The 20,836-nt window shown below is 39.0% G+C and carries 21 protein-coding genes; all 21 read right to left on the bottom strand.

What is annotated here, in order from left to right:
• Nucleotides 1-26: 26 nt before the first annotated feature.
• The 21 genes from H592_RS0102865 to H592_RS0102765 all read right to left on the bottom strand — a co-directional run bounded on the left by H592_RS0102865 (nucleotide 27) and on the right by H592_RS0102765 (nucleotide 20,701).
• The gene (locus H592_RS0102865; protein WP_028867424.1) at nucleotides 27-719 is read right to left on the bottom strand and encodes a chemotaxis protein CheW; all 693 of its coding nucleotides are present in this window, start codon (nucleotides 717-719) and stop codon (nucleotides 27-29) included.
• Nucleotides 720-1,493, bottom strand: a complete 774-nt coding sequence (locus H592_RS0102860) for a ParA family protein (protein ID WP_028867423.1) — start codon at nucleotides 1,491-1,493, stop codon at nucleotides 720-722.
• Between the two features lie 2 nt (nucleotides 1,494-1,495).
• Nucleotides 1,496-2,482: a flagellar motor protein MotB gene (locus tag H592_RS21390; RefSeq protein WP_051368925.1), complete on the bottom strand. Its 987-nt coding sequence runs from the start codon at nucleotides 2,480-2,482 to the stop codon at nucleotides 1,496-1,498.
• A complete protein-coding gene (locus tag H592_RS0102850; RefSeq protein WP_084296184.1) occupies nucleotides 2,482-3,234 on the bottom strand; it encodes a flagellar motor protein in 753 nt (250 codons plus the stop codon). Before H592_RS0102850 ends, H592_RS21390 begins: the two co-directional genes overlap by 1 nt.
• Nucleotides 3,227-4,429: a protein-glutamate methylesterase/protein-glutamine glutaminase gene (locus H592_RS0102845; protein WP_028867421.1), complete on the bottom strand. Its 1,203-nt coding sequence runs from the start codon at nucleotides 4,427-4,429 to the stop codon at nucleotides 3,227-3,229. The genes H592_RS0102850 and H592_RS0102845 overlap by 8 nt, the downstream gene beginning before the upstream one ends.
• Before the next feature lie 10 nt (nucleotides 4,430-4,439).
• A complete protein-coding gene (locus H592_RS0102840; RefSeq protein WP_028867420.1) occupies nucleotides 4,440-6,689 on the bottom strand; it encodes a chemotaxis protein CheA in 2,250 nt (749 codons plus the stop codon).
• Between the two features lie 12 nt (nucleotides 6,690-6,701).
• Nucleotides 6,702-7,448, bottom strand: a complete 747-nt coding sequence (locus tag H592_RS0102835) for a protein phosphatase CheZ (protein WP_028867419.1) — start codon at nucleotides 7,446-7,448, stop codon at nucleotides 6,702-6,704.
• Nucleotides 7,449-7,465: 17 nt separating this feature from the next.
• Entirely contained in the window at nucleotides 7,466-7,849 is a 384-nt protein-coding gene (gene cheY, locus H592_RS0102830) for a chemotaxis response regulator CheY (RefSeq protein WP_028867418.1), read from the bottom strand.
• Nucleotides 7,850-8,034: 185 nt separating this feature from the next.
• Nucleotides 8,035-8,745 (bottom strand): RNA polymerase sigma factor FliA, encoded by a 711-nt coding sequence (locus tag H592_RS0102825; RefSeq protein WP_028867417.1) that lies wholly within the window; start codon nucleotides 8,743-8,745, stop codon nucleotides 8,035-8,037.
• Nucleotides 8,746-9,618 carry a MinD/ParA family protein gene (locus H592_RS21385; protein WP_037070847.1) on the bottom strand — a complete coding sequence of 291 codons (873 nt, stop codon included), beginning with the start codon at nucleotides 9,616-9,618 and terminating at the stop codon, nucleotides 8,746-8,748.
• Between the two features lie 61 nt (nucleotides 9,619-9,679).
• Nucleotides 9,680-11,134, bottom strand: a complete 1,455-nt coding sequence (flhF, locus tag H592_RS0102815) for a flagellar biosynthesis GTPase FlhF (protein ID WP_028867416.1) — start codon at nucleotides 11,132-11,134, stop codon at nucleotides 9,680-9,682.
• A 12-nt stretch (nucleotides 11,135-11,146) separates the two neighbouring features.
• Nucleotides 11,147-13,243: a flagellar biosynthesis protein FlhA gene (gene flhA, locus H592_RS0102810; RefSeq protein WP_051368922.1), complete on the bottom strand. Its 2,097-nt coding sequence runs from the start codon at nucleotides 13,241-13,243 to the stop codon at nucleotides 11,147-11,149.
• A gap of 301 nt (nucleotides 13,244-13,544) precedes the next feature.
• A complete protein-coding gene (gene flhB / locus H592_RS0102805) occupies nucleotides 13,545-14,684 on the bottom strand; it encodes a flagellar biosynthesis protein FlhB (protein WP_028867414.1) in 1,140 nt (379 codons plus the stop codon).
• A gap of 78 nt (nucleotides 14,685-14,762) precedes the next feature.
• Nucleotides 14,763-15,554 (bottom strand): flagellar biosynthetic protein FliR, encoded by a 792-nt coding sequence (fliR, locus tag H592_RS0102800; protein WP_028867413.1) that lies wholly within the window; start codon nucleotides 15,552-15,554, stop codon nucleotides 14,763-14,765.
• Complete coding sequence (gene fliQ, locus H592_RS0102795; protein WP_028867412.1) at nucleotides 15,554-15,823, bottom strand: flagellar biosynthesis protein FliQ; 270 nt, start codon at nucleotides 15,821-15,823, stop codon at nucleotides 15,554-15,556. Before fliQ ends, fliR begins: the two co-directional genes overlap by 1 nt.
• Before the next feature lie 8 nt (nucleotides 15,824-15,831).
• Nucleotides 15,832-16,575 carry a flagellar type III secretion system pore protein FliP gene (fliP, locus tag H592_RS0102790; RefSeq protein ID WP_156916061.1) on the bottom strand — a complete coding sequence of 248 codons (744 nt, stop codon included), beginning with the start codon at nucleotides 16,573-16,575 and terminating at the stop codon, nucleotides 15,832-15,834.
• On the bottom strand, nucleotides 16,568-16,990 hold the full coding sequence (fliO, locus tag H592_RS0102785; RefSeq protein ID WP_028867410.1) for a flagellar biosynthetic protein FliO: 423 nt from the start codon (nucleotides 16,988-16,990) through the stop codon (nucleotides 16,568-16,570). Before fliO ends, fliP begins: the two co-directional genes overlap by 8 nt.
• Entirely contained in the window at nucleotides 16,987-17,379 is a 393-nt protein-coding gene (gene fliN, locus H592_RS0102780; protein WP_028867409.1) for a flagellar motor switch protein FliN, read from the bottom strand. Before fliN ends, fliO begins: the two co-directional genes overlap by 4 nt.
• A gap of 60 nt (nucleotides 17,380-17,439) precedes the next feature.
• Nucleotides 17,440-18,471 (bottom strand): flagellar motor switch protein FliM, encoded by a 1,032-nt coding sequence (gene fliM, locus H592_RS0102775; RefSeq protein ID WP_028867408.1) that lies wholly within the window; start codon nucleotides 18,469-18,471, stop codon nucleotides 17,440-17,442.
• Between the two features lie 16 nt (nucleotides 18,472-18,487).
• Entirely contained in the window at nucleotides 18,488-19,000 is a 513-nt protein-coding gene (gene fliL / locus H592_RS0102770) for a flagellar basal body-associated protein FliL (protein WP_028867407.1), read from the bottom strand.
• Nucleotides 19,001-19,114: 114 nt separating this feature from the next.
• Nucleotides 19,115-20,701, bottom strand: coding sequence for a flagellar hook-length control protein FliK (locus tag H592_RS0102765; protein WP_028867406.1), 1,587 nt, complete (start codon nucleotides 20,699-20,701; stop codon nucleotides 19,115-19,117).
• Nucleotides 20,702-20,836: the final 135 nt, after the last annotated feature.

Here is a 20,836-nt window from a genome sequence, read left to right as displayed (position 1 = left end):
GCAAATATTTAAATTTCCATGCTAACCTAGCCTCGAATGTCCATTCCTTGATTCAATAGCTTAATTAATTCTTGTACATGGATCAAAGCGCACATTTTATTCTTCACCATACCCGCTAACCAAGGACGAGATCCTTTTTTATCGCGCCACCTCACTTGATCTTTGTTAATATTTTCAGTGCCTAATAACTTCTCACAGGATAATCCCCAAGCGGTACTACCCAATAGAATATAATGACTATACTTAAGATCCTTAGCGCTGCAACCAAGCTGCAACCATAATGATGTATCGACGATATTATAGAGTTTATTATTATGTTTTGTGACACCAGAAAACCAAGCAGGTTTACCCATCAAAAAATTAAGTTCTTTATCAAGGTGATAGATACCACCTAAATCAGTTAAAGGCACTGCAAACGTAACATGATTAAGCTCAAAAAATAATGCTTGAAACTCATTATCTACGTCAATATTTTTCCATTCATCCGCAGCTGCGGGTTGTTTTTGTATCACAGCTTCTTCTGATACTTGTAAATCCAGTTGCTCTTTAGTACTTGCATGTGAAAACACTAATTCTTCAGGTAATCCTGGTAACTCTGCAAATTCAGTCGAGGCCTTTTTTTCTGATTTATCTGATTTTTCTGGGGCTGGCGTCGTTTTTTCATTATGAAGCATAGAATCAAAATAGTTTTTCATGGCTTCGTCATTGTTGTTTTTCATTTAGTTATGCTCAGTTTGTAGCAAGTAATTTAATAAAGTTTCATAAGCAAAAGAACCGCGGCTACTTTTTATAAAATGTGAAATAGGCAAGTGAGCTAAACTTGCATCCCTAAATTTAGTATCAATAGGAATAACACCATTCCATACTTTATCTTGATAGGTCTTTTTTAGTTCATCTAAAGTTTTGATTGAAGCACTGGTACGCCTGTCAAACATAGTAGGGATAATGCAATAGTTAAAATCTTTGCCTCTCGACTGCTGCATGATGCCTAAGGTTTGTACCATACGTTGTAGTCCTTTCGATGCTAAGAACTCAGTTTGTACAGGGATCAAGATCCGTTCACACGCCGCTAATGCATTGACCATCATCACACCTAATACCGGCGGGCAGTCAATAAGCACAAAATCGTAATCATCTTCGACTAATTTAAGCTGTTTATAGAGAAATAGTCCCATACCTTGTTGGTTTCCCAATACACGATCTAAGGTGGCTAACGACATTGATGCTGGAATTAAGGATAAATTATCAATTGCTGTAGGCAATATTAATTTTTCTAATTCCGCCTTGGTAGTCGCGGGATCTTGAAACAAATCATATAAACTTACCGGTAATTGGTCTGAATCATATTGTAAGTAACTGGTTAATGATGCATGTGGATCCGTATCAATCAATAAAACACGAAATCCACGATCCACCAAGATCCCTGCAAGGGATGTGACGGTTGTGGTTTTTCCGACCCCACCTTTTTGATTTGCAATCGTCCAAACTTTCACCGTTATTCCTGCCTTGTGGTAATAATTAGTCGTCCATTAGGAAGGTAAACCTCGCGCATTTCTTCACTATCTGGTTTAGGTGTGCGTAATATTTTTTGTTGTTCTTTATCCGTTGATTTCATATTGTCTTTGCCAAAGGAATTATCTGTATATAATGCAAATTTTGAGATTGCAATAACCACTCGACGACTGTTTAATGGGTCTACTTTTCCGTTACTATCAGTGATCGGCTGAAATTTTCCATAACCTTCAATCACCATTCTTTCTCCAACGATACCACGCTCATTAAAAGCATGTAACACACTGATCGCACGTAATGCCGATAACTCCCAGTTTGACTGGTATAATTCGTTGGAAACGTTAGTTAAATCAGTATAACCACGTAATCGAATCATATTAGTCGCCGGCGCTAAAACAGCAGCAATGCGTCCAATTTTCTGCTCAGCTGCATTTAAAATGGTATGGCTTTCAGCTGCAAATAATAACGGACCTTTCATTTCAATGGTTAGCCAATCACCATTTAAATCAACACTTAGATCGCCTGCTTCTAACTCTGTCTCTAATTCAGCTTGTAATGATAACTGTAACTCGCTTAAGGCATTGCCAGTATAATAACCATGTGGCGTTGATAGCTGCTCAGCCGGTATTTGTTGTATAGAAAGTTGCTCAAAAGGCAAATCGCTAACATAACCCTGAGCATAATTATCACCATCACTAATTAATGCAGGGCCGGTATTATCTTTAATATCGTTACTATTTTTAGTTAATATGCCTGTCGCATTAGATCCACTATTGGTAGGTTGAACAAACTTACTGGCACTTTGAATTACACTAATAATTTCTTGGTATTTTTCTTCTTTATTCAACGAAACCGCATACAACACTACAAATAAAGCAAACATCAAGGTCATATAATCTGCGTAAGAGACGGTCCAACGGTGGATATGATTATTTTGCTTTTGATGTAAACGAGGTCTGCGTCTAGACATTAGTAAGCAGCTCTAGCGATATACCCATGTAATCGACGTTCTAATAATAAGCTATTTTCACCATCGGCAATCGCAATTAATCCCACCATCGACATCTCTTGAAATAATGCTCGATGTTGATAGTTTAAACGGATTTTATTGGCAATAGGCAGGAACATAAAATTAGCGAAAGCAACCCCATAAATAGTTGCGACAAAAGCAACTGCGATGCCTTGTCCCAATAATTCAGGCTGATCTAGAAATGCCATTGCTTGAATCAAGCCTAGTACTGCACCAATAATACCGATGGTAGGACTGTATCCACCCATCGCATCAAAAACCTGTGCACTCCGCTCGTGCTGATCCATCTCTAATTCAATTTCTTGTTGCAAAACCTCTTGTAATGCAGCCTTATCACAGCCATCCACTAACATAGCAATACCAATCTGAGTAAAACTATCGTTTTGTTCTAGGTTTTCCTTTTCGAGGCTTAAAAACCCTTCCTGCCGAGATAACACAGACCAATGCTTGAGTTTTTGTATTTGCTCATCTAGAGAATAACGAGGAGGTGTAAATAAGGTGAATAACTGTGTACTAGCATCTTTTAATTGTTTTGAAGATGATTGAATTAAAATAGTGCCAACGGTACCACCAAACACAATTAAAAAAGCAGCGAGATCAAATAATCCACTCAACGGTGCATTATGATAAAGCTGTGCAAATAACACACTAGATACGATGACAATGAAGCCAACAATACCTATTCTATTCATGCTTTAATTCCACTAAAATTCGTTTGGCCACTTGCTCCAATGCAATTGACTCCGTGGCTATTCCCGCCTTGGTAACCGCTTGTGGCATGCCATAGACAACACAACTTGCTTCATCTTGAGCCCAAATTTCAGCACCTTTATCTTTTAATAAACGTGCCCCATCTCGCCCATCTGCGCCCATACCGGTCAACACAATTGCCAGTACTTTATCTGCGTATGATTTTGATAAAGAAGCAAAAGTAATATCAACACTCGGTTTATAGTTAAGCGCAGGACTACCATCTAATATTTTTATTTGCCCATTTGGCCCAACCATCATTTGTTTACCACCGGGTGCTAAATAAGCACAGCCTGCTCTTAATATGTCACCATTTTCAGCTTCCTTCACCGCAATCCGACAGTTACTATTTAAACGTTCTGCAAATGCTTTTGTGAATGTACCTGGCATATGCTGTATTAACACAATCGGTAATTTAAAATCACTAGGTAATGCAGTTAGTATTTTTTGTAATGCAACAGGCCCCCCCGTTGAAGTACCAATAGCCAACACCTTGTATGACTTACCCGATGCTTTAGTACGCATAGGTTTTGCTGCCGCCACTGTCGCGCTTGACAGATTTGAATTTGACGCACTTTTGGCGGAGATCTGCTGACGCTCATTTGCTCTTTGTAATGCCGTTAACGAAGGTGAAGCAGCCCCTGCAGTAATAGGTTTACTAACAATACTAGGTTTATTGACACTATGGGAGACAGAACTATGCGTAGCTTCAGCCGTTTTCTCTGCCACTCGATAAACCCTTCTTCTGGCTATCGTTTGAATACGTTGTTGTAATAATGTGGTTGCTTCTTCTTTATCTCTGGCAATATCTTCAAATTTTTTCGGCAGAAAATCACAAGCACCCGCTTCTAATGCGTCTAGCGTTGCACTTGCACCTTGGTGTGTTAATGATGAAAACATCAAAATAGGCACCGGTGTCGATGCCATAATTTTTTGCACTGCCGTGATGCCATTCATTACTGGCATTTCAATATCCATGGTAACAACATCAGGTTTATATTTAATCACCATCTCGATGGCTTCTTGGCCATTATTCGCTGTCGCAATCACTTCTAATGCAGGCGATGCATTAATAATTTCACTAACTCGTCGACGAAAAAAACTTGAATCATCAACTACTAATACTTTAATCGTCATTAACTTTCCTTTACGTGTAGTGCTTTAGTAAACTTGGCAAGTCTAAGATTAAAGCTATTCCACCATCACTTGTAATGGTTGCACCCGCCATACCTGGCGTACCTGACAACAATTTATCTAAGGCTTTGATAACCACCTCTTCTTGCCCTAACAATCCGTCCACTACAAAAGCCACCAATTGAGTACCAAGCTGCACAATCACAACATGACCTAAACCTTTACCTTTTTCAGCACGTGGTGCTTTAGGCGCTAACCAATCTCGCAAGTAAAATAAAGGAATAGCACGGTCTCGAATCACGATAGTCAGTTGGCCATTCACGACATTGGTTTTAGCTAAATCGAGATGGAATATTTCATTAACATTAGTTAATGGTAAAGCAAATGTTTGTTCCGCAATGACTATCATCAAAGTAGGTAAAATAGCTAACGTGAGCGGTACTTTAATTTCTAAACGAGTCCCCTTACCAATCGCAGAATCTATAGAAATTGTTCCATTCAAGCGACTGATACTGGTTTTAACTACATCCATCCCTACACCACGTCCAGAAATGTCTGAAATTTCAGCTTTTGTTGAAAAGCCAGGTGCAAAAATCAAAGAATACGCTTCTTTATCGGTCATGCGATCCGCACCATCTTGATCTAAGATGCCTTTATTGATCGCTATCTGTTTTAATCTTTCAGCATCCATTCCTGCGCCATCATCTTCGATAACTAATAAGATATGATCGCCTTCTTGGGCGGCTGATAATAAAATTCTTCCCTGTGTTTCTTTGCCTGACTGCATACGTACATCTGGCATTTCAATACCGTGGTCTACGGAATTACGCACCAAATGCACCAAAGGATCGGCCAAAGCTTCTACTAAATTTTTATCAAGGTCTGTTTCTTCACCCACTAATTCTAAGTGGATATTTTTACCTAATTGACGAGCAAGATCTCGTACCACGCGAGGAAATTTACCAAATACTTTCTTGATAGGCTGCATACGCGTCTTCATCACTGAACCTTGTAAATCGCCGGTGACTATCGCTAAATTAGCAATCGCACGTGACATCTCTTCATTGTCGGATGTTGACTCTAAACTCACCAAGCGGTTACGTACTAACACCAGCTCACCGACCATATTCATGATTTCATCTAGTGTACTAGTATCAACCCGCACTGTAGGCTCAGCTTGCGCTACTTTATTGGCAGGCGCTTTTGCAGCTACTGCTTTTTCTTTAGCTATAGTCGGTTTTACAGCTTCACTTTTTAATGGCTCAGATTTAGCAATAGGCGTTTGGGGTGTGGCTTTGACTGTGGACTGTATTGTTTCAGGCGGTGTTGACTCAGTCGCAGTACTTTTTACTGAGCCGTGTAGCTCATCAAGTAATGATTCAAACTCATCATCAGTGATCTCGTCTGAAGCATCCTTATCAATTGCAGCTATACCACCATGCGCGCCTTTGCCATGCAATTCATCGAGTAAATTTTCGAATTCATCATCACTAATTTCATCGCTATCACTCTCAACAGTAGCTGCAGATAATGAATGCTTGCCTACCCCATGCAACTCATCTAACAATGATTCGAATTCGTCATCACTAATATCTGAATCGTCGCCAGCATCTTGTTTAGGTGCTTCATTATTTGTGTTCGGTTTTGAATGCAATTCATCTAATAAATTTTCAAACTCATCTTCAGTAATATCCGCATTTTCTTTTTTGACGGGTTGAGCTTCTACATTGGAACCTGATTGGGTGTGTAATTCATCTAGTAGTGCATCAAACTCAAATTCATCAATATCACTAATATTATCTGACGTTGTAAGAATTGGCTCTATGATCGCTTCTGGCGAAGCAACGGCAACTTGCTCAACTTCAGTCGTAGCAGCAGCTTTGCTTAATCGATGTAATGCATCTAAAAGTGATGCTGAGGCTTTTTCCATTTGTTCGCCATTTTGCACGGCAGAAAATTGGTCATTAATAATATCTAACGCGCCTAAGATTGTATCCATCAATTCAGAATCAACTTGACGGTTTCCTTGACGTAAGCCATCAAAAACATTTTCTGCGCCGTGACAAGTCTCCACTAGCTCCGTCAGTGAAAGAAAGCCAGCACCACCTTTTACGGTGTGGAAACCTCGGAAAATAGCATTTAACAGCTCGGTATCATTGGGGTTATTTTCTAACTCAACGAGTTGTTCGGATAACAATTCTAAAATTTCCCCAGCTTCAACTAAAAAGTCTTGCAAGATCTCTTCATCTACTTCAAATGTCATTTCCCGGTTCCTTTAAAATCCTAAACTTGAAAGTAAATCATCAACGTCATCTTGTCCATTAACAACGTCTTCACGCGTTTCAGCGTTCATAATAGGACCTTCAGGCTCAATGTTATTATGTTGTGTTTTTGTGCAGTTAGCTAATTCGTTTTCTTTACTACAAACAGTCAATATGACAACCAGCTTAGATTCAACTTCTTGTACTAAATCAATCACTCGATTAATCATTTGCCCAGTTAAATCCTGGAACTCTTGTGCCATTAAAATTTCTGTTAATTTATTACGTAAATCAACGGCACTGACTTTAGAATGAGCAAAAATTTCATCGAGAGAATGACATAGCCTCTTAAAATCACCTAATTCTAAGTTACGTGTCATTAACCCTTGCCAGCTTGGTGTGATAGCCTCTAAATCGTTAATTAATTTATCTGCAATAGGCAAACAGTAGTCTACGGCATCCATGGTAGTATTTGCCGCTTTATCAGTCATCTCAATAACATAATTTAGACGGTTTTTTGCATCCGGCAAATCTTGCCCTGCTAAATCAACTAAACGCGTGTCGTTATTAAAACTGAGTAAAGCTTCATGCAAATCACGCGTAAGTTCGCCAATTTGTTCAAATATAATCTGATCGGATGTAACTGAAAAATCAATACTCTCTACAATCTTATTAGCTTCAGTGATTTGTTCAGCTTCTAAGTGTGCTACAAGCGCCTTAGCTTGAGAGAGCGATATGTGTGGCATAATTGGATTTGCCATACTGCAACCCCCCAAAGTTAACCTAAACGCTCAAATACTTTATCTAATTTCTCTTTCAGCGTACCCGCTGTAAATGGTTTAACAATATATCCATTCACACCAGCTTGAGCAGCTTCAATAATTTGTTCTCGTTTTGCTTCAGCGGTTACCATTAAAACAGGAAGGTGTTTTAATTGAGGGTCTTTACGGATCTCTTTTAAAAGATCAATACCTTGCATGATTGGCATATTCCAGTCAGTGACCACAAAATCAAAGTTACCACTTTTTAACATAGGTAGGGCTGTATGACCGTCATCGGCTTCATAGGTATTGGTAAAACCCAAGTCTCTTAACAAATTTTTAATTATTCTTCTCATTGTTGAAAAATCATCAACAATCAAGACTTTCATATCTTTTTTCAAAACATTCCCCTAAGTCAAAAATCTACTTATTGTTATTTAAATCTGCCTGTTGGTATTTCAATCTACCTATTATTATTAGCTACAATAAAAGTAGATAAAAATTGGAAAAAAACATTATATTTCTACATTATTTTTTAGCTTGGTACTTACAGTGTGAGCAACTCCATGGAATTACCCCTTATTAGTTACATTATATCAGGATTAACTTTAGATTTCAGTCGATGTACGGCTTGGCTAAGAATTTGGCTAACACGTGATTCACTGACTTCAAGAATTAAGCCTATTTCTTTTAAATTCAATTCTTCATCATAATAAAGCGATAACACTAATGCTTCTCGTTGTGGAAGCTGTTCAATCATTTGCGCTAATTGAGCAGTGAATTGATTATCTGCAACAGCATCAAAAGTACTATCAAAGGAAGAACTTGGCTGGGTAAACATATCATCTGGATTGGCTAAATCTTCATAGGCGACCAACCTTGCACAATTAACATCCTGCAACATTTGTTGATAGTCAAGTAATGGTATTTGCAGATACTTAGCGACATCGATCTCTTTAGCGTCTTCCCCAGTTTGTTTTTCAACAGCATCAATAGCACTGGCGATAGTTCTACTGTTTTTATGCACTGACCGAGGAACCCAATCACCTTTCCGCATTTCATCTAACATCGCACCACGAATACGAATACCCGCAAACGTTTCAAAGCTTGCGCCTTTAGTGGCATCAAAATTACGCGCAGCTTCTAATAGCCCGATCATGCCGGATTGTACTAAATCATCGACTAGTACACTCGCAGGTAACCTAGCCATCAAATGATAAGCAATTTTTTGCACCAGATCTGAATGTCGTCCAATCAGCTCTGATGTGTCGGTTTGGTATCCCTGCGCTTTAATCACTTATAACAGCTCTTTCAAAGTATCGTCTTTATCATTAAGCAAAAGCTTTTCAATGAAAAACTCTAGATGTCCACCGGGTTGATGAGGGACAGGCCAATCACAAGCTCTATTTGCTAACGCTTTAAAAGCAAGAGAAGCGGGTGTTTTTGGAAAGGCATCGACCACGGTTTTTTGTTTTCTTACCGCTTGACGTACATTGCCGTCAAATGGGATACAAGCCACTAACTCTAATGAAGCATCCAAGAATCGATCCGTTACACGTGTTAATTTTGTAAATAAGTCTTGCCCTTCACGTAAGCTTCTCACCATGTTTGCGACGATTTTAAAGCGATAAACACCATTTTGCTTACTTAATATTTTAATTAACGCATAGGCATCGGTAATCGAAGTCGGCTCATCACATACCACCATCAATACATCTTGAGCAGCTTGAGCAAAACTCACCACCATGTTGGAAATACCTGCAGCGGTATCAATTAACAAAACATCGATCGGGGTTTGCAATGAACTAAAAGCCTGAATCAATCCCGCATGCTCAACATCCGTTAATTCAACCATCGATTGCGTACCAGAGGTTGCAGGAATGATCATCACGCCTTCCGGCCCTTTTACAATCACTTCATCTAAAGTACATTCACCGGACAACACATGTGATAAATTTTTAAGAACACGGATCCCTAATAATACATCGACATTAGCGAGCCCTAAATCGGCATCGAGTACCATCACTCGCTTACCCATTTTAGCAAGTGACACGGCCATATTAAGTGTCACGTTAGTTTTACCCACACCGCCTTTACCGCCAGTGACAGCAATCACTTTAACCTGCTGATTTCTCATTCTTCTTAAACCGCTTGCTTGATCTGCCATCATCATTGTTACTCATCATTTTTAAATTAGTTAAACCAATATAGTACACAAAACCATGTTTGAATTAATCTTCAGTGCTGCTATACCATTGATGTTTGTCTTGTTGTTGTTGTGTTTCCATCATCGATAAAGTGCCGCTAATTAAATTTTCTACTTTAGCAATTTCAATATCTTCAGGAACACGCTGTCCAGTAGTGATATAACTAATCGGCAATGCATGCTTCATGGTTACACTTAACACTTCTCCTAGACCAATACTTTCATCTATTTTAGTTAGAATACAGCCCGATAACGGGATACGCTTAAAGTGTTGTAACGCTTCTTCTACCACTCTACGTTGCGCAGTGGAAGGCACCACTAAATAACTTTTAATATTAACACGGCTACTACTCATTAAGGTTTCTAACTGTTCAGAAAGACGCACATCTCGCTGTCCCATGCCGGCAGTATCGATCAACACTAATCGTTTTTCTCTAAACTGGTATAAAATTTGTGACAACTCATCGGCATCTTTGGCCACACGTACTGCACAGCCCATTATTTTACCGTAGGTTGCCAGTTGTTCATGAGCGCCAATTCGATAGGTATCTGTTGTTATTAATGCAACTTGTTCAGGGCCATACTTAATCGCAAATTGTGCAGCCAATTTTGCAATGGTCGTGGTTTTACCTACTCCTGTTGGCCCTAACAGCGCAATGGCACCGCCTTGCACTAATATTTCATTTTGACCTATGGATATTTTATCTTGCAATAATGCTTGAATGTAGTGCTGTACTTCACTTGAAGAGGCATCTTCAGGAACATAACTTGCTAAGTGATCTGCGATTTCATCGGAAAAACCAGCGCTGTTTAACCACTTAATGATCATCGCTCGAACAGGTTCTTTACGTTCAATTTCTTGCCACATTAATCCTGAAACCTGATGCTCTAGCAACTTACGTAGTGAAGCAACCTCTTCACTGATTTTGGCAATCTCTTTATTATCACTCGCACGATTTGTGGGTGCTGAATTTCTTGTTAAAGGTGCACTCGCTTCTTGTCGATTATTCCAATTTTGCTGCTCTGCTAAAGTAGCCGGTTGAGACGATGAATAAGAGCTAGAAGTTCTTTCATCTTTTTCCTGAAATGAAAAAGCAGGCAAATCATCACGTTTTTTAGGCTGTGGTTTCTTGTTTTGCTGTGCATTTACTTTACCAAAAAACGAGTTTAACGATTTAGCAAAGTCATCTCCGTTTTCTTTACGATTACTACGAATACTATTAGGTAATTTAATTTTTGGTACTTTTTCAGCGCTTTTCGACGATAGTTGCACGCTATCTTCTTTTAACTGTGAGAGTGCATCGCCTTGATCTGCTTTTACATCAACCGAGGTTTGTGATTGATAATCAACTGCGGCCACAATCTCAATGCCGCCTACTACTTTTTTATTAGACATGATCACAGCATCTGGGCCTAAGACTTCTTTGACCTCAACCATAGCCGTGCGCATATCTTTTGCAAAAAATCGTTTAATTTTCATTGATTACAACCATTATTGCCCAATTGAGCTTATTATTTTAATCTGTTTATCATCGGGAATTTCTTGATAAGACAGTATGTGTAGACTCGGTATTGTATTTTTAACAAATCGGGCCAAGGTACCGCGTAATACACCTGATGTTAATAATACCGCAGGTTGACCTATCAATTCTTGTTGCTGCGACGCTTCAATTAATGAATTTTGAATACGCTCTGCCAACCCAGGCTCAATACCCGCACCATCTGATCCACCAGCCTGTATAGACTTATGCAATATTTGCTCCAACTCTGAAGACAGCGTTATCACTGGGATTTCAGGCTCATTACCGATAATTTCTTGTACAATCATACGTTTTAATGAAATTCGACACGCCGCCGTCAAAACTTCGGCATCTTGGCTACGCGGCCCATAATCTACTAACGTTTGTACAATAGAGCGAATATCTCTAATCGCAACGTTCTCGTTTAATAAACTTTGTAACACTTTAACAACTGTACTTAACGACAATACCTCAGGTACTAATCCTTCCACTAATTTCGGCTGCTTCTTAGCCAGCATATCTAATAAATTTTGGGCTTCTTCATGCCCTAATAACTGCGCGGCATGATTACTTAATATTTGACTAAGATGCGTTGCAACAACGGTTGCGGTATCGACTACTGTGTAACCTAATGCTTGTGCTTGTTCACGCTGCACTTCATCAATCCAAACCGCTTCTAATCCAAACGCGGGGTCAACTCCGGTAATCCCGTCAATCGGCCCAAACACTTGTCCTGGATTAATGGCCATATCTTTATCATGGTATATATCTGCTTGACCACAGCTTACACCCATCAAGGAGATATTATAATTGTTTGGCGATAAATCTAAATTATCTCGAATATGCACAGGAGGAATTAAAAAACCCATTTGTTGTGATAGTTTTTTACGTACCCCTTTAATACGATCTAATAACTGCCCTCCCTGTGATTTATCAACCAGCGGAATAAGGCGATAACCGACTTCTAAACCAATGGTATCGACACTGCGCACGTCATCCCAACCTAACTCTTTAACTTCCGCAGGTTTATCACTAATTGGTCCACCATTTTCTTGGATCGCTAAGGCTGTTTCCTGCTTAACTTTCAAACGCTTTAATTGCCAATATGCACCACCTGCTGCAATTCCACCTAGGGTTAAAAAAGCAAGGTGTGGCATGCCAGGCACAATGCCCATCACTAATAATATACCAGCAGTAATCGTTAATGCCTTAGGGTCATCAAACATCTGCCCCAACATTCGATTACCCATATCTGCTTCAGTATTTTCACGAGTAACTGTGATCGCAGCAGCAATCGATAGTAACAATGACGGTATTTGTGCAACAAGCCCATCACCAATGGTTAATAACGTATAAATTTCAGCAGCTTGAGCTAAAGGTAGATCATATTGCACCATACCAATAATAAAGCCACCAATGATATTGATAAACAAGATCATGATACCTGCGATGGCATCACCTTTTACAAACTTACTAGCACCATCCATAGAACCATAAAAGTCAGCTTCCATGGTGACCTCTTCGCGGCGGGTTCGAGCTTGTTCTTGATTAATTAATCCAGCATTCAAATCCGCATCAATGGCCATTTGTTTACCCGGCATTGCATCCAGGGTAAAACGAGCGCTTACTTCTGAGATACGCCCAGCACCTTTGGTAATTACCACAAAGTTAATTATCATTAAGATGATAAAAACAATTAAACCAACGGCTAAGTTACCGCCAATCACCACCGAACCAAAGGCTTCGATCACGTTACCAGCAGCATTGCCACCTTCATGACCTTCTAACAATACCACTCGGGTAGAAGCAACGTTTAACGCCAAGCGCAGTAAGGTAGCAATTAATAGAACAGTTGGGAAAGCAGCAAAATCTAGTGGCCGCTTGGTGTAAATTGAAACTAATAAAACCACTAACGCGAGGGCAATATTAAAAGTGAATAGGATATCCAGCAGTAAAGTAGGCATAGGTAAAATAACCATGCCTAGTGCAGCTAACACTAAAATTGGAGTACCTAAACCGCCGAAGAAAATTGCGCGTTTAGCCCATAGAGATGAAAAAACAGTGTTGATAGCGTCACCTAAAAAATGAATGTATTAGCGAGTGTTAATATGTCTTATATTCAGCCTACTTTAACAAACTCAAGTAGCAGATATTAGCTTTACGAATTTAACTCGTGAGCATAGACATAAATAATAGCTAAAAAATAGAAACTTGCCTGAACAAATTTGATCATAACCAGTAATTAATGCTTATTAATCAAACATATTAACTAATTTTATGCTTATATTTTAGTGATAACACTGCAACAATACCAGTTTAGATAAATAACAGGCAAAGATATTCTTTTATTGTTAACCCTAGATCGAATTTTTAATTGGGATAAATAAAATCATCGGGCACAGGAATATCCGTCGGTAAGGCTTTAGGTCGCCCGGATCTGCCCTTTCTAAACTGCTCTAGTTGATAGATATAAGCCAATATTTTGGCAATCGCAATGAATAACTCTTCTGGCACATCTTTACCAATATCAGTGGTATGGTAAACGGCGCGGCATAATTGTGGAGATTGCATAACCGGTACTTCATTTTCTCGTGCTACTTCACGTATTTTAAGCGCCATGAAATCGACACCTTTAGCAACAACGTAAGGAGGCCTATCTCCATCTTTATCGTACTTCAAAGCCACTGAATAATGCGTTGGATTGGTGACTATAACATCCGCATCAGGCACATCCCCCATCATGGTACGTTGTGACATCTCATATTGTAATTGACGAATTCGCTGCTTAACCTCTGGTTTACCTTCCGAATTACGGTATTCGTCTTTTACTTCCTGTTTGGTCATTTTTAGCTCATCACTGTGCTTGTGAATTTGATAAGGAACATCCACTGCAACAATAATTAATAACGATAAACACAATATAAGAAACATCCACCTCAGCATATCCAGGGCTTCAAAAGCACTACCGGGAAGCTGGCTCACCGATAAATGTAAAATATTTTCAAAGGTGGCACCTAAAATAGCCCAAGCGACACCAATCACCACGGCTACTTTTAGAATAGACTTCAACAATTCAACCCAAGCTTGTAAACCTAACATGCGCTTTAAGCCAGCTTTCGGGCTCATACGACTAAATTTAGGCATCATTGCTTTAGTACTAAAAATCATGCCTCCTAATAACGCACTGCCTAAAATTGAAATAATAAACAGCATTAACAAAATAACAAACATCGGCACGCCTAAACCGCTAAAACCATCGACAAGCGCATGCCACATCTGTTCTGGATCAAATATATCTGCGCGTTCAAAAGTAAATGAACGCTTCATCATTATCGACAATTCGTAGGCTAATCGATCTCCAAAAATAAATACCGATAATGCTGCAGCAATTAACACCGACGCAGTCGCTAATTCTTTGGAGCGGGCGACTTGCCCCTTTTCTTTGGACTTTCGTATTTTGTCGGGGGTGGCTTCCTCGGACTTATCGGTACCGTTTTCATTTTCAGCCATCAATTACTCCTTTAATAAACCGTGGGGTGAGGTAACCTCTAACAATATAAACAATAATATAGATAAGAGTGTAGCTCATTACGGTTTAGTACAAGGATTATCAAGTATTTCACACATAGTGATGACACCTTTTGTCCATTGGTTTTCAAAATGTAATGGCACATTTAATAATGTGATCCACAATACAAATAAACCAAATACCATGCTGATTGAGAAACCTAAACTGAAAATATTTAACTGCGGTGCTGCTTTAGTCATAATACCAAAGGATAAGTTAACCAATAACATCGCAACCATCGATGCAATTGAGAAAGCTAGTGCAGCATGGAACATAGTCGAGAACCATTCAGCTATTTTATAATAGTCTGCCGCTAACAAGCCATTTTCAGAAATAGGTAAGGTTTCAAAACTCCTAATAATCATCTCTATCATTAGGAGGTGCCCATCTATTCCCAAAAACAGTAAAGTCACCAACAATACATAAAATTGACCAACAACCGGTGAAGTTTGCCCACTCATTGGGTCTGCCATAGAAGCAAAACCTAAGCTGGTTTGCATTGCAATAATTTGCCCTGCAACCACAAAAGTTTGCACCACAAAAACAGAAATAGTGCCCATTGCGATGCCAATTAAGAGTTGTTGTAACACCACAATAAAGCTAGTCATGGAGAAGAGTTCAATGTAGTCGGGCGCAGGAGGGAGAGAAGGTAAGGCTAATAAAGTAATGCTTAGCGCATAAAAAAGACGGATCCGTGTTGGTGTTGTGTTAGAGCCGACAGCGACCATCACCATTAACATGGCAGCGATGCGGCAAAATGCCCATAAATAACTGGCGATAAAATCAATAATAATATCAGCCGAAAAAACCATTACCCCACCACTTCCGGAATTTGATTAATCATGGCGATAAAAAACTCCATCAACTTACCAAATCCCCAATGCGCACCATAGGCTAACGCAACTAAGGTCATAATTAAACGCGGTAAAAAACTTAAGGTTTGCTCGTTAATTGATGTTGCCGCTTGAAACACAGCAACCACCAATCCCACCAATAAACTGGGCACGATAACCGCAGATACGAGGATCAAAACCAACCACAAAGCTTGTCTAAATATGTTTACAAAAACTTCCGGTTCCATAAGTCTCCTTACAACCCGAAACTATTAGCTAAACTACCCATCACTAAATTCCAGCCATCCACTAATACAAACAACATGAGTTTAAAGGGTAATGAAATAATCATCGGTGATAACATCATCATCCCCATGGCCATTAAGATACTAGCGACCACCAAGTCAATAATTAAAAAAGGAATAAATAGCATAAAGCCGATTTGGAAAGCAGTTTTCAATTCACTGGTCACAAAAGCTGGGATCAGCACAGTAATCGGCACTTCCTCAGGGCTATCAACTTCTACATTGGCAATTTCTAAAAATGTTTCCAAATCTTTCAAGCGTGTTTGTGACAACATAAATTGCATCATAGGCTTTTTCCCCTGTTCAAGGGCTTGCACTATGGTCATCTCTTCATTTAAATAAGGTTGTATTGCACTTTCATTCACTCGGTCAAAAACAGGGGCCATAATGAAAAACGTCATAAACAAAGCAATACCATTAACCACTTGATTCGAAGGAGTCTGTTGTAAGCCAAGCGCTTGACGAAGGATCGACATTACAATCACAATACGAGTGAATGAGGTCATTAAAATCAACATTGCAGGCAAGAAGCTGAGCGCGGTCATAAACGCAAGTACTTGCAACGTTACACTGTATTCTTGATCGCCAGCGGCACTTGTTGTCACCGTGACTGCCGATAATGCACCTGGCTCGGCGATGGCATGTGGAACAAACAAAAACAGGCCTGAGCATAATAATATCAGCAGTTTATTCATTATTCTTTTTTCCTGCTTTAGATAATACACTGGCAAAAGCTGTCGCAAATGATGGTAGGCTTTGTGTTTCAGCCTGGAGTTCGACACTCGGTATATCTAGTTGATCTAATAAGTTGATTGATTGCTCACTAACCCCTAATAAATATTGTTTACCGTAGACTTCAACAATTTGCACACGGCTTTTATTGGTTAGCGGTTGAGTTGCAATGATTTTAATTGGATTTTTACTGCCACCTTGACGAATAAAATTACTTTTCTTCATTAAATAAGCAAATAGAAAAATGCAAGCAAGTACCAGTATTAACGATCCAAGCATAGTACCGATCGCTAACTCTGGGCGCTTACTCGTCTCTTCTAAAGCGACAACAGGCAAGCTAACCACAGTTAACAAAACTGTTTGAATTAACTGCCTCATTTTAGTTTTTTGATACGTTCAGTTTGGCTAATGACATCGGTTAAACGGATACCAAACTTATCATTAACAACAACAACTTCACCATGTGCGATCAAGGTGCCATTAACTAATACATCCAGTGGTTCACCGGCAACACGTTCCAATTCAACTACTGAACCTTGATTAAGCTGTAACAGGTTACGAATATTAATTTTACTACGACCTACTTCCATTGAAATAGTCACAGGAATATCTAAGATGCTATCTAAACGAGCTAATTCATCTTTACTCATTGGTGCTGCAGTATCTTTTAATTCATCAAGATCAATATTTGTAGCACCTGAATCAGCATCTCCAGATTCTTCTAATGCTGCAGCCCATTCATCTGCCATATCTTGTTCTGTGCTCATGCTTTATATCCTATCGATTAATTACTTCGCTTTACTTATTATTGCTTAACTGTATTTAAGTTAACTGGACTTAGCTTTTTTCTCTTTTAAGTCTTGCAATTGAATTTGTGTTTTTTGTACTTCAGGACGTGCAATTTTTTGAATTATTTTTAATGCATAATTATCATTGCTTTGCCCTAATGTTGCCCTATAAGTCGGTAAACCTTCCACTGATACTAATAAACTTTCAGGTAGGTCCACGGGAATAATATCACCTGCTTTCCAGTGCATCATATCTCGCAGTGAAACTTGCTTTTCTAGTAAGCGCGCACCTAAGTCAACTTCAACATCCATAATTTCATCTTGAAGTGCTTGAGACCAACGTAGGTCAGTATCTTCTTTATCACTTTGCACACCCGCATCTAATAATTCACGGATGGGCTCTAACATCGAATAAGGCATCGCAATATGGAAATCACCACCGCCGCCATCCAACTCGATATGAAAAGAATTAACCACAATCACTTCAGTCGGACTAACAATGTTTGCCATTGCAGGATTGACTTCTGAATCTAAATATTCAAATTCAGCATCCATCACCGGCAACCACGCGTCATGGTAATCTTCAAAAATTATCTTTAATAACATTTGAATAATACGACGCTCTGTTGGAGTAAACTCACGCCCTTCAATTTTGGCGTGATAACGCCCATCGCCACCAAAAAAGTTTTCAACTAAAATAAAAACCAGTCGCGCCTCCATGGTGATCAGCCCTGTTCCCTTTAAAGGTCTAAAACGAACCATGTTAAGGCTGGTAGGAACAAATAAGCTGTGAACATACTCCCCAAATTTCAGCATTTGTACACCATTGATTGAAACCTCAGCGGTATGGCGTAACATATTAAATAAACTGATCCTTAGATGACGAGCGAAACGCTCATTAACCAATTCCAAGGTTGGCATTCGACCACGAACAATACGGTCTTGTGAAGAAAAGTCGAAATGAGCATGAGAGTTACTCTCATCCATACTATCACTTTCAATCACTTCCTCATCAACGTCATCCACACCATGTAATAGTGCATCAATTTCGTCTTGAGATAATAAATCCATGCTTAGCCCTTATCTATTACTGTAAAACAAAACCGGTAAATAGTACCGTATGGATAAGTGCACTTTCGCCAACCATAGTAGTTGCGGCATTTAATTCTTCTAGCGCTTTTTGTCGTAATTCACTTTTGCCTTCAGGGCTACGTAACTGCTCAATCGTTGCCGCCCCAAAAACGCTCACTAGCGTACTTTCTAATAATGGAATGTGCTTACGAACAATAGCTTCACTACTTTTAGTGTTGACCATTAATTGTACTTTAATTTGTACCGTGCGATCACGCTTACCTTCTAATACATTGAACACAAAAGGCCTTGGCATTGGTACATAATTAGCCCCTTTTTCTGTGGTTTCAGTCGTAGCTTCAACCGCTGTTTCATCGCTTGCTGCATCATCTCCAGAGAGCATAAAAAAAGCACCACCGCCACCAGCGGCAAGTAAAACTACAACAGCAACAATGATGATAATTAATTTTTTCTTACTTTTAGGTGCTGCATTTTCACCATCTATTGATGCATCATTTTCTTCAGCCATTGCTGGTTATTCCTCTCGATTTATTCTCAATTTCTCAAGAATATGTGTTTTACACAAAAATAATAAGTTGATTTTAATCGTTCTTTCTCAGTAAGCCAGTAACTATTACTTTGTTTAAGCATAAAAATCAATTCCTTGATCTGTAGACGCTACTTTTGATGGCATCCATACCGCTATTTGTTCTTCTTCGACCATTCCATTGTTATGAGTCTGCCCCCCTGACATGGCATTCATACCGTTATTTTGTTGCTGCTGACCTTGCTGTTGAGATTGTTGCTGAACGTTTGCTTCACCCAGTTGAATCCCTTGTTGTGCAAGTTGCTCTCTTAATCGAGGCATATTTTGTTCAATAATATCTTTACTCAACCCTGCTTGAGTCTGAATATTTAATTGTAGCTGATCCTGTTGTACATGAACTTTAATAAACATTGATCCTAACTCTGCAGGATCTAAACGAATTTGAACCTCTTGCTTACCTTGAGAGATCATCATCATCACTCGCTCACCCATCATTGCCGCAGCTTGTTTTGATTGAATATCCAAAGGTTGTTGTAATAGATTATTCGTTGCTTGCTGCTGTTGGTTGCCCGCCATTAGTTTATCTAACTGTGCTAAACTAGTTTGATTTGGTCTGGCGCCGTTAACATCAGTAACAGTTTGTGCTGTAGCTGTACTTTCATGCTTAATGGGAGAGCCTACACTGTCATCTTGTTCTAATTTTTTAAGTGTTTGCAATTCTGCTTCTATGCTGACAGGTTCAGACTCGCTTGATGGAGTTGTGCCTGATACACTTGCCCCGACCGGCTGAGGCTGACTGTCCGTAGCTGCAGTAATTTTATTGTTTTTCTGTACATTATCCTTCGCTAAAGCAGAAATGGCAGGCTCAATTTTTTCAGTCGCAGATATATTTCCTTCAACATTTTTTGTAGCCATACTAGAATCTATTGTATTAGCTGCTTGAATATCAGCATTGTTATTTATCACTTGGTGACTTTGCAAGTCAGTAGTAATTTGTTCATCAACTAGGGAGTTGAAAGAGTCTGTAATTACAGTATCAACCGTGTTTTCTTGAGAAGTATTTTTCAATGCAATCAGATCGGCAGATTCTGTTTTTGAATTTTTTTCAGCTGTATTTAAAGTCGCCAAATTTTCATCTAAATACATTAATTGATTATTAATGTCGAATTCAGTGGCACTCTCACCTGTTGCTTCGTTGCTGTTAGAATTAACCTTTGTATCTACTTTCTGAGCTGATTGAATACCTAATAATAGCTGCTCATTCTGTATATTATTAATATCCTCATTCTCTCCCATTTTGACATCAAGAACATCAGAAGCATTCAGTTCTTCGACATTATTTTGTTGTCTAGCAAGTACTGAATAATTATTATTACTAGTACTGGGTTGTTGTAGAGGAATTTGGTCACTAATAGCGCTACTTTTATCATTCACAACTTCAGAGGCACGCTCTGCTTCAATATTATCTTTATTATCTTTATTATCTTTATTATCTTTATTATCTATTGCGACACTATCTTGTTCAATATTGTCTTTTAATACTTTAGAAAAACTATTTTGCTCTTCCGTAAGCTTAGATTTTGAAGAATGATTTGCAGCCGAATCTATTTTATCGCTCTCTTTATGCGCCTTCAGGTCATTGCTTTTTGCGCTTACTGTGCCATTTAATAAGGATTGCATCATAAAAGTATTCTCTATTTCACTTACGGTGTATTTTTAGCGGTATCTCTCACAAGGTTAATGTCATTCGTTGCCGCTTTTATCGAAATTTGACTATTACCTTAATAAAGCAATTAATAGACCAAAAAAGTATATTAT

Source organism: Psychromonas arctica DSM 14288, from assembly GCF_000482725.1.
Lineage (GTDB): Bacteria > Pseudomonadota > Gammaproteobacteria > Enterobacterales > Psychromonadaceae > Psychromonas > Psychromonas arctica.
Note: the sequence above shows the minus strand (reverse complement) of the source record. Positions and strands in the feature narration are given on the sequence as shown.

Coding starts and splice junctions, on each gene's coding strand:
- H592_RS0102840 (WP_028867420.1), bottom strand. CDS start 6,689: ATGACATTTGAAGTAGATGAAGAGATCTTGCAAGACTTTTTAGTTGAA.
- H592_RS0102765 (WP_028867406.1), bottom strand. CDS start 20,701: ATGATGCAATCCTTATTAAATGGCACAGTAAGCGCAAAAAGCAATGAC.
- H592_RS0102835 (WP_028867419.1), bottom strand. CDS start 7,448: ATGGCAAATCCAATTATGCCACACATATCGCTCTCTCAAGCTAAGGCG.
- fliR (WP_028867413.1), bottom strand. CDS start 15,554: ATGGTTTTTTCGGCTGATATTATTATTGATTTTATCGCCAGTTATTTA.
- fliL (WP_028867407.1), bottom strand. CDS start 19,000: ATGGCTGAAGAAAATGATGCATCAATAGATGGTGAAAATGCAGCACCT.
- H592_RS21390 (WP_051368925.1), bottom strand. CDS start 2,482: ATGTCTAGACGCAGACCTCGTTTACATCAAAAGCAAAATAATCATATC.
- H592_RS21385 (WP_037070847.1), bottom strand. CDS start 9,618: ATGATGGCAGATCAAGCAAGCGGTTTAAGAAGAATGAGAAATCAGCAG.
- flhB (WP_028867414.1), bottom strand. CDS start 14,684: ATGGCTGAAAATGAAAACGGTACCGATAAGTCCGAGGAAGCCACCCCC.
- H592_RS0102845 (WP_028867421.1), bottom strand. CDS start 4,429: ATGACGATTAAAGTATTAGTAGTTGATGATTCAAGTTTTTTTCGTCGA.
- fliP (WP_156916061.1), bottom strand. CDS start 16,575: ATGAATAAACTGCTGATATTATTATGCTCAGGCCTGTTTTTGTTTGTT.
- flhF (WP_028867416.1), bottom strand. CDS start 11,134: ATGAAAATTAAACGATTTTTTGCAAAAGATATGCGCACGGCTATGGTT.
- fliM (WP_028867408.1), bottom strand. CDS start 18,471: ATGGATTTATTATCTCAAGACGAAATTGATGCACTATTACATGGTGTG.
- H592_RS0102850 (WP_084296184.1), bottom strand. CDS start 3,234: ATGAATAGAATAGGTATTGTTGGCTTCATTGTCATCGTATCTAGTGTG.
- fliN (WP_028867409.1), bottom strand. CDS start 17,379: ATGAGCACAGAACAAGATATGGCAGATGAATGGGCTGCAGCATTAGAA.
- H592_RS0102865 (WP_028867424.1), bottom strand. CDS start 719: ATGAAAAACAACAATGACGAAGCCATGAAAAACTATTTTGATTCTATG.
- fliO (WP_028867410.1), bottom strand. CDS start 16,990: ATGAGGCAGTTAATTCAAACAGTTTTGTTAACTGTGGTTAGCTTGCCT.
- fliQ (WP_028867412.1), bottom strand. CDS start 15,823: ATGGAACCGGAAGTTTTTGTAAACATATTTAGACAAGCTTTGTGGTTG.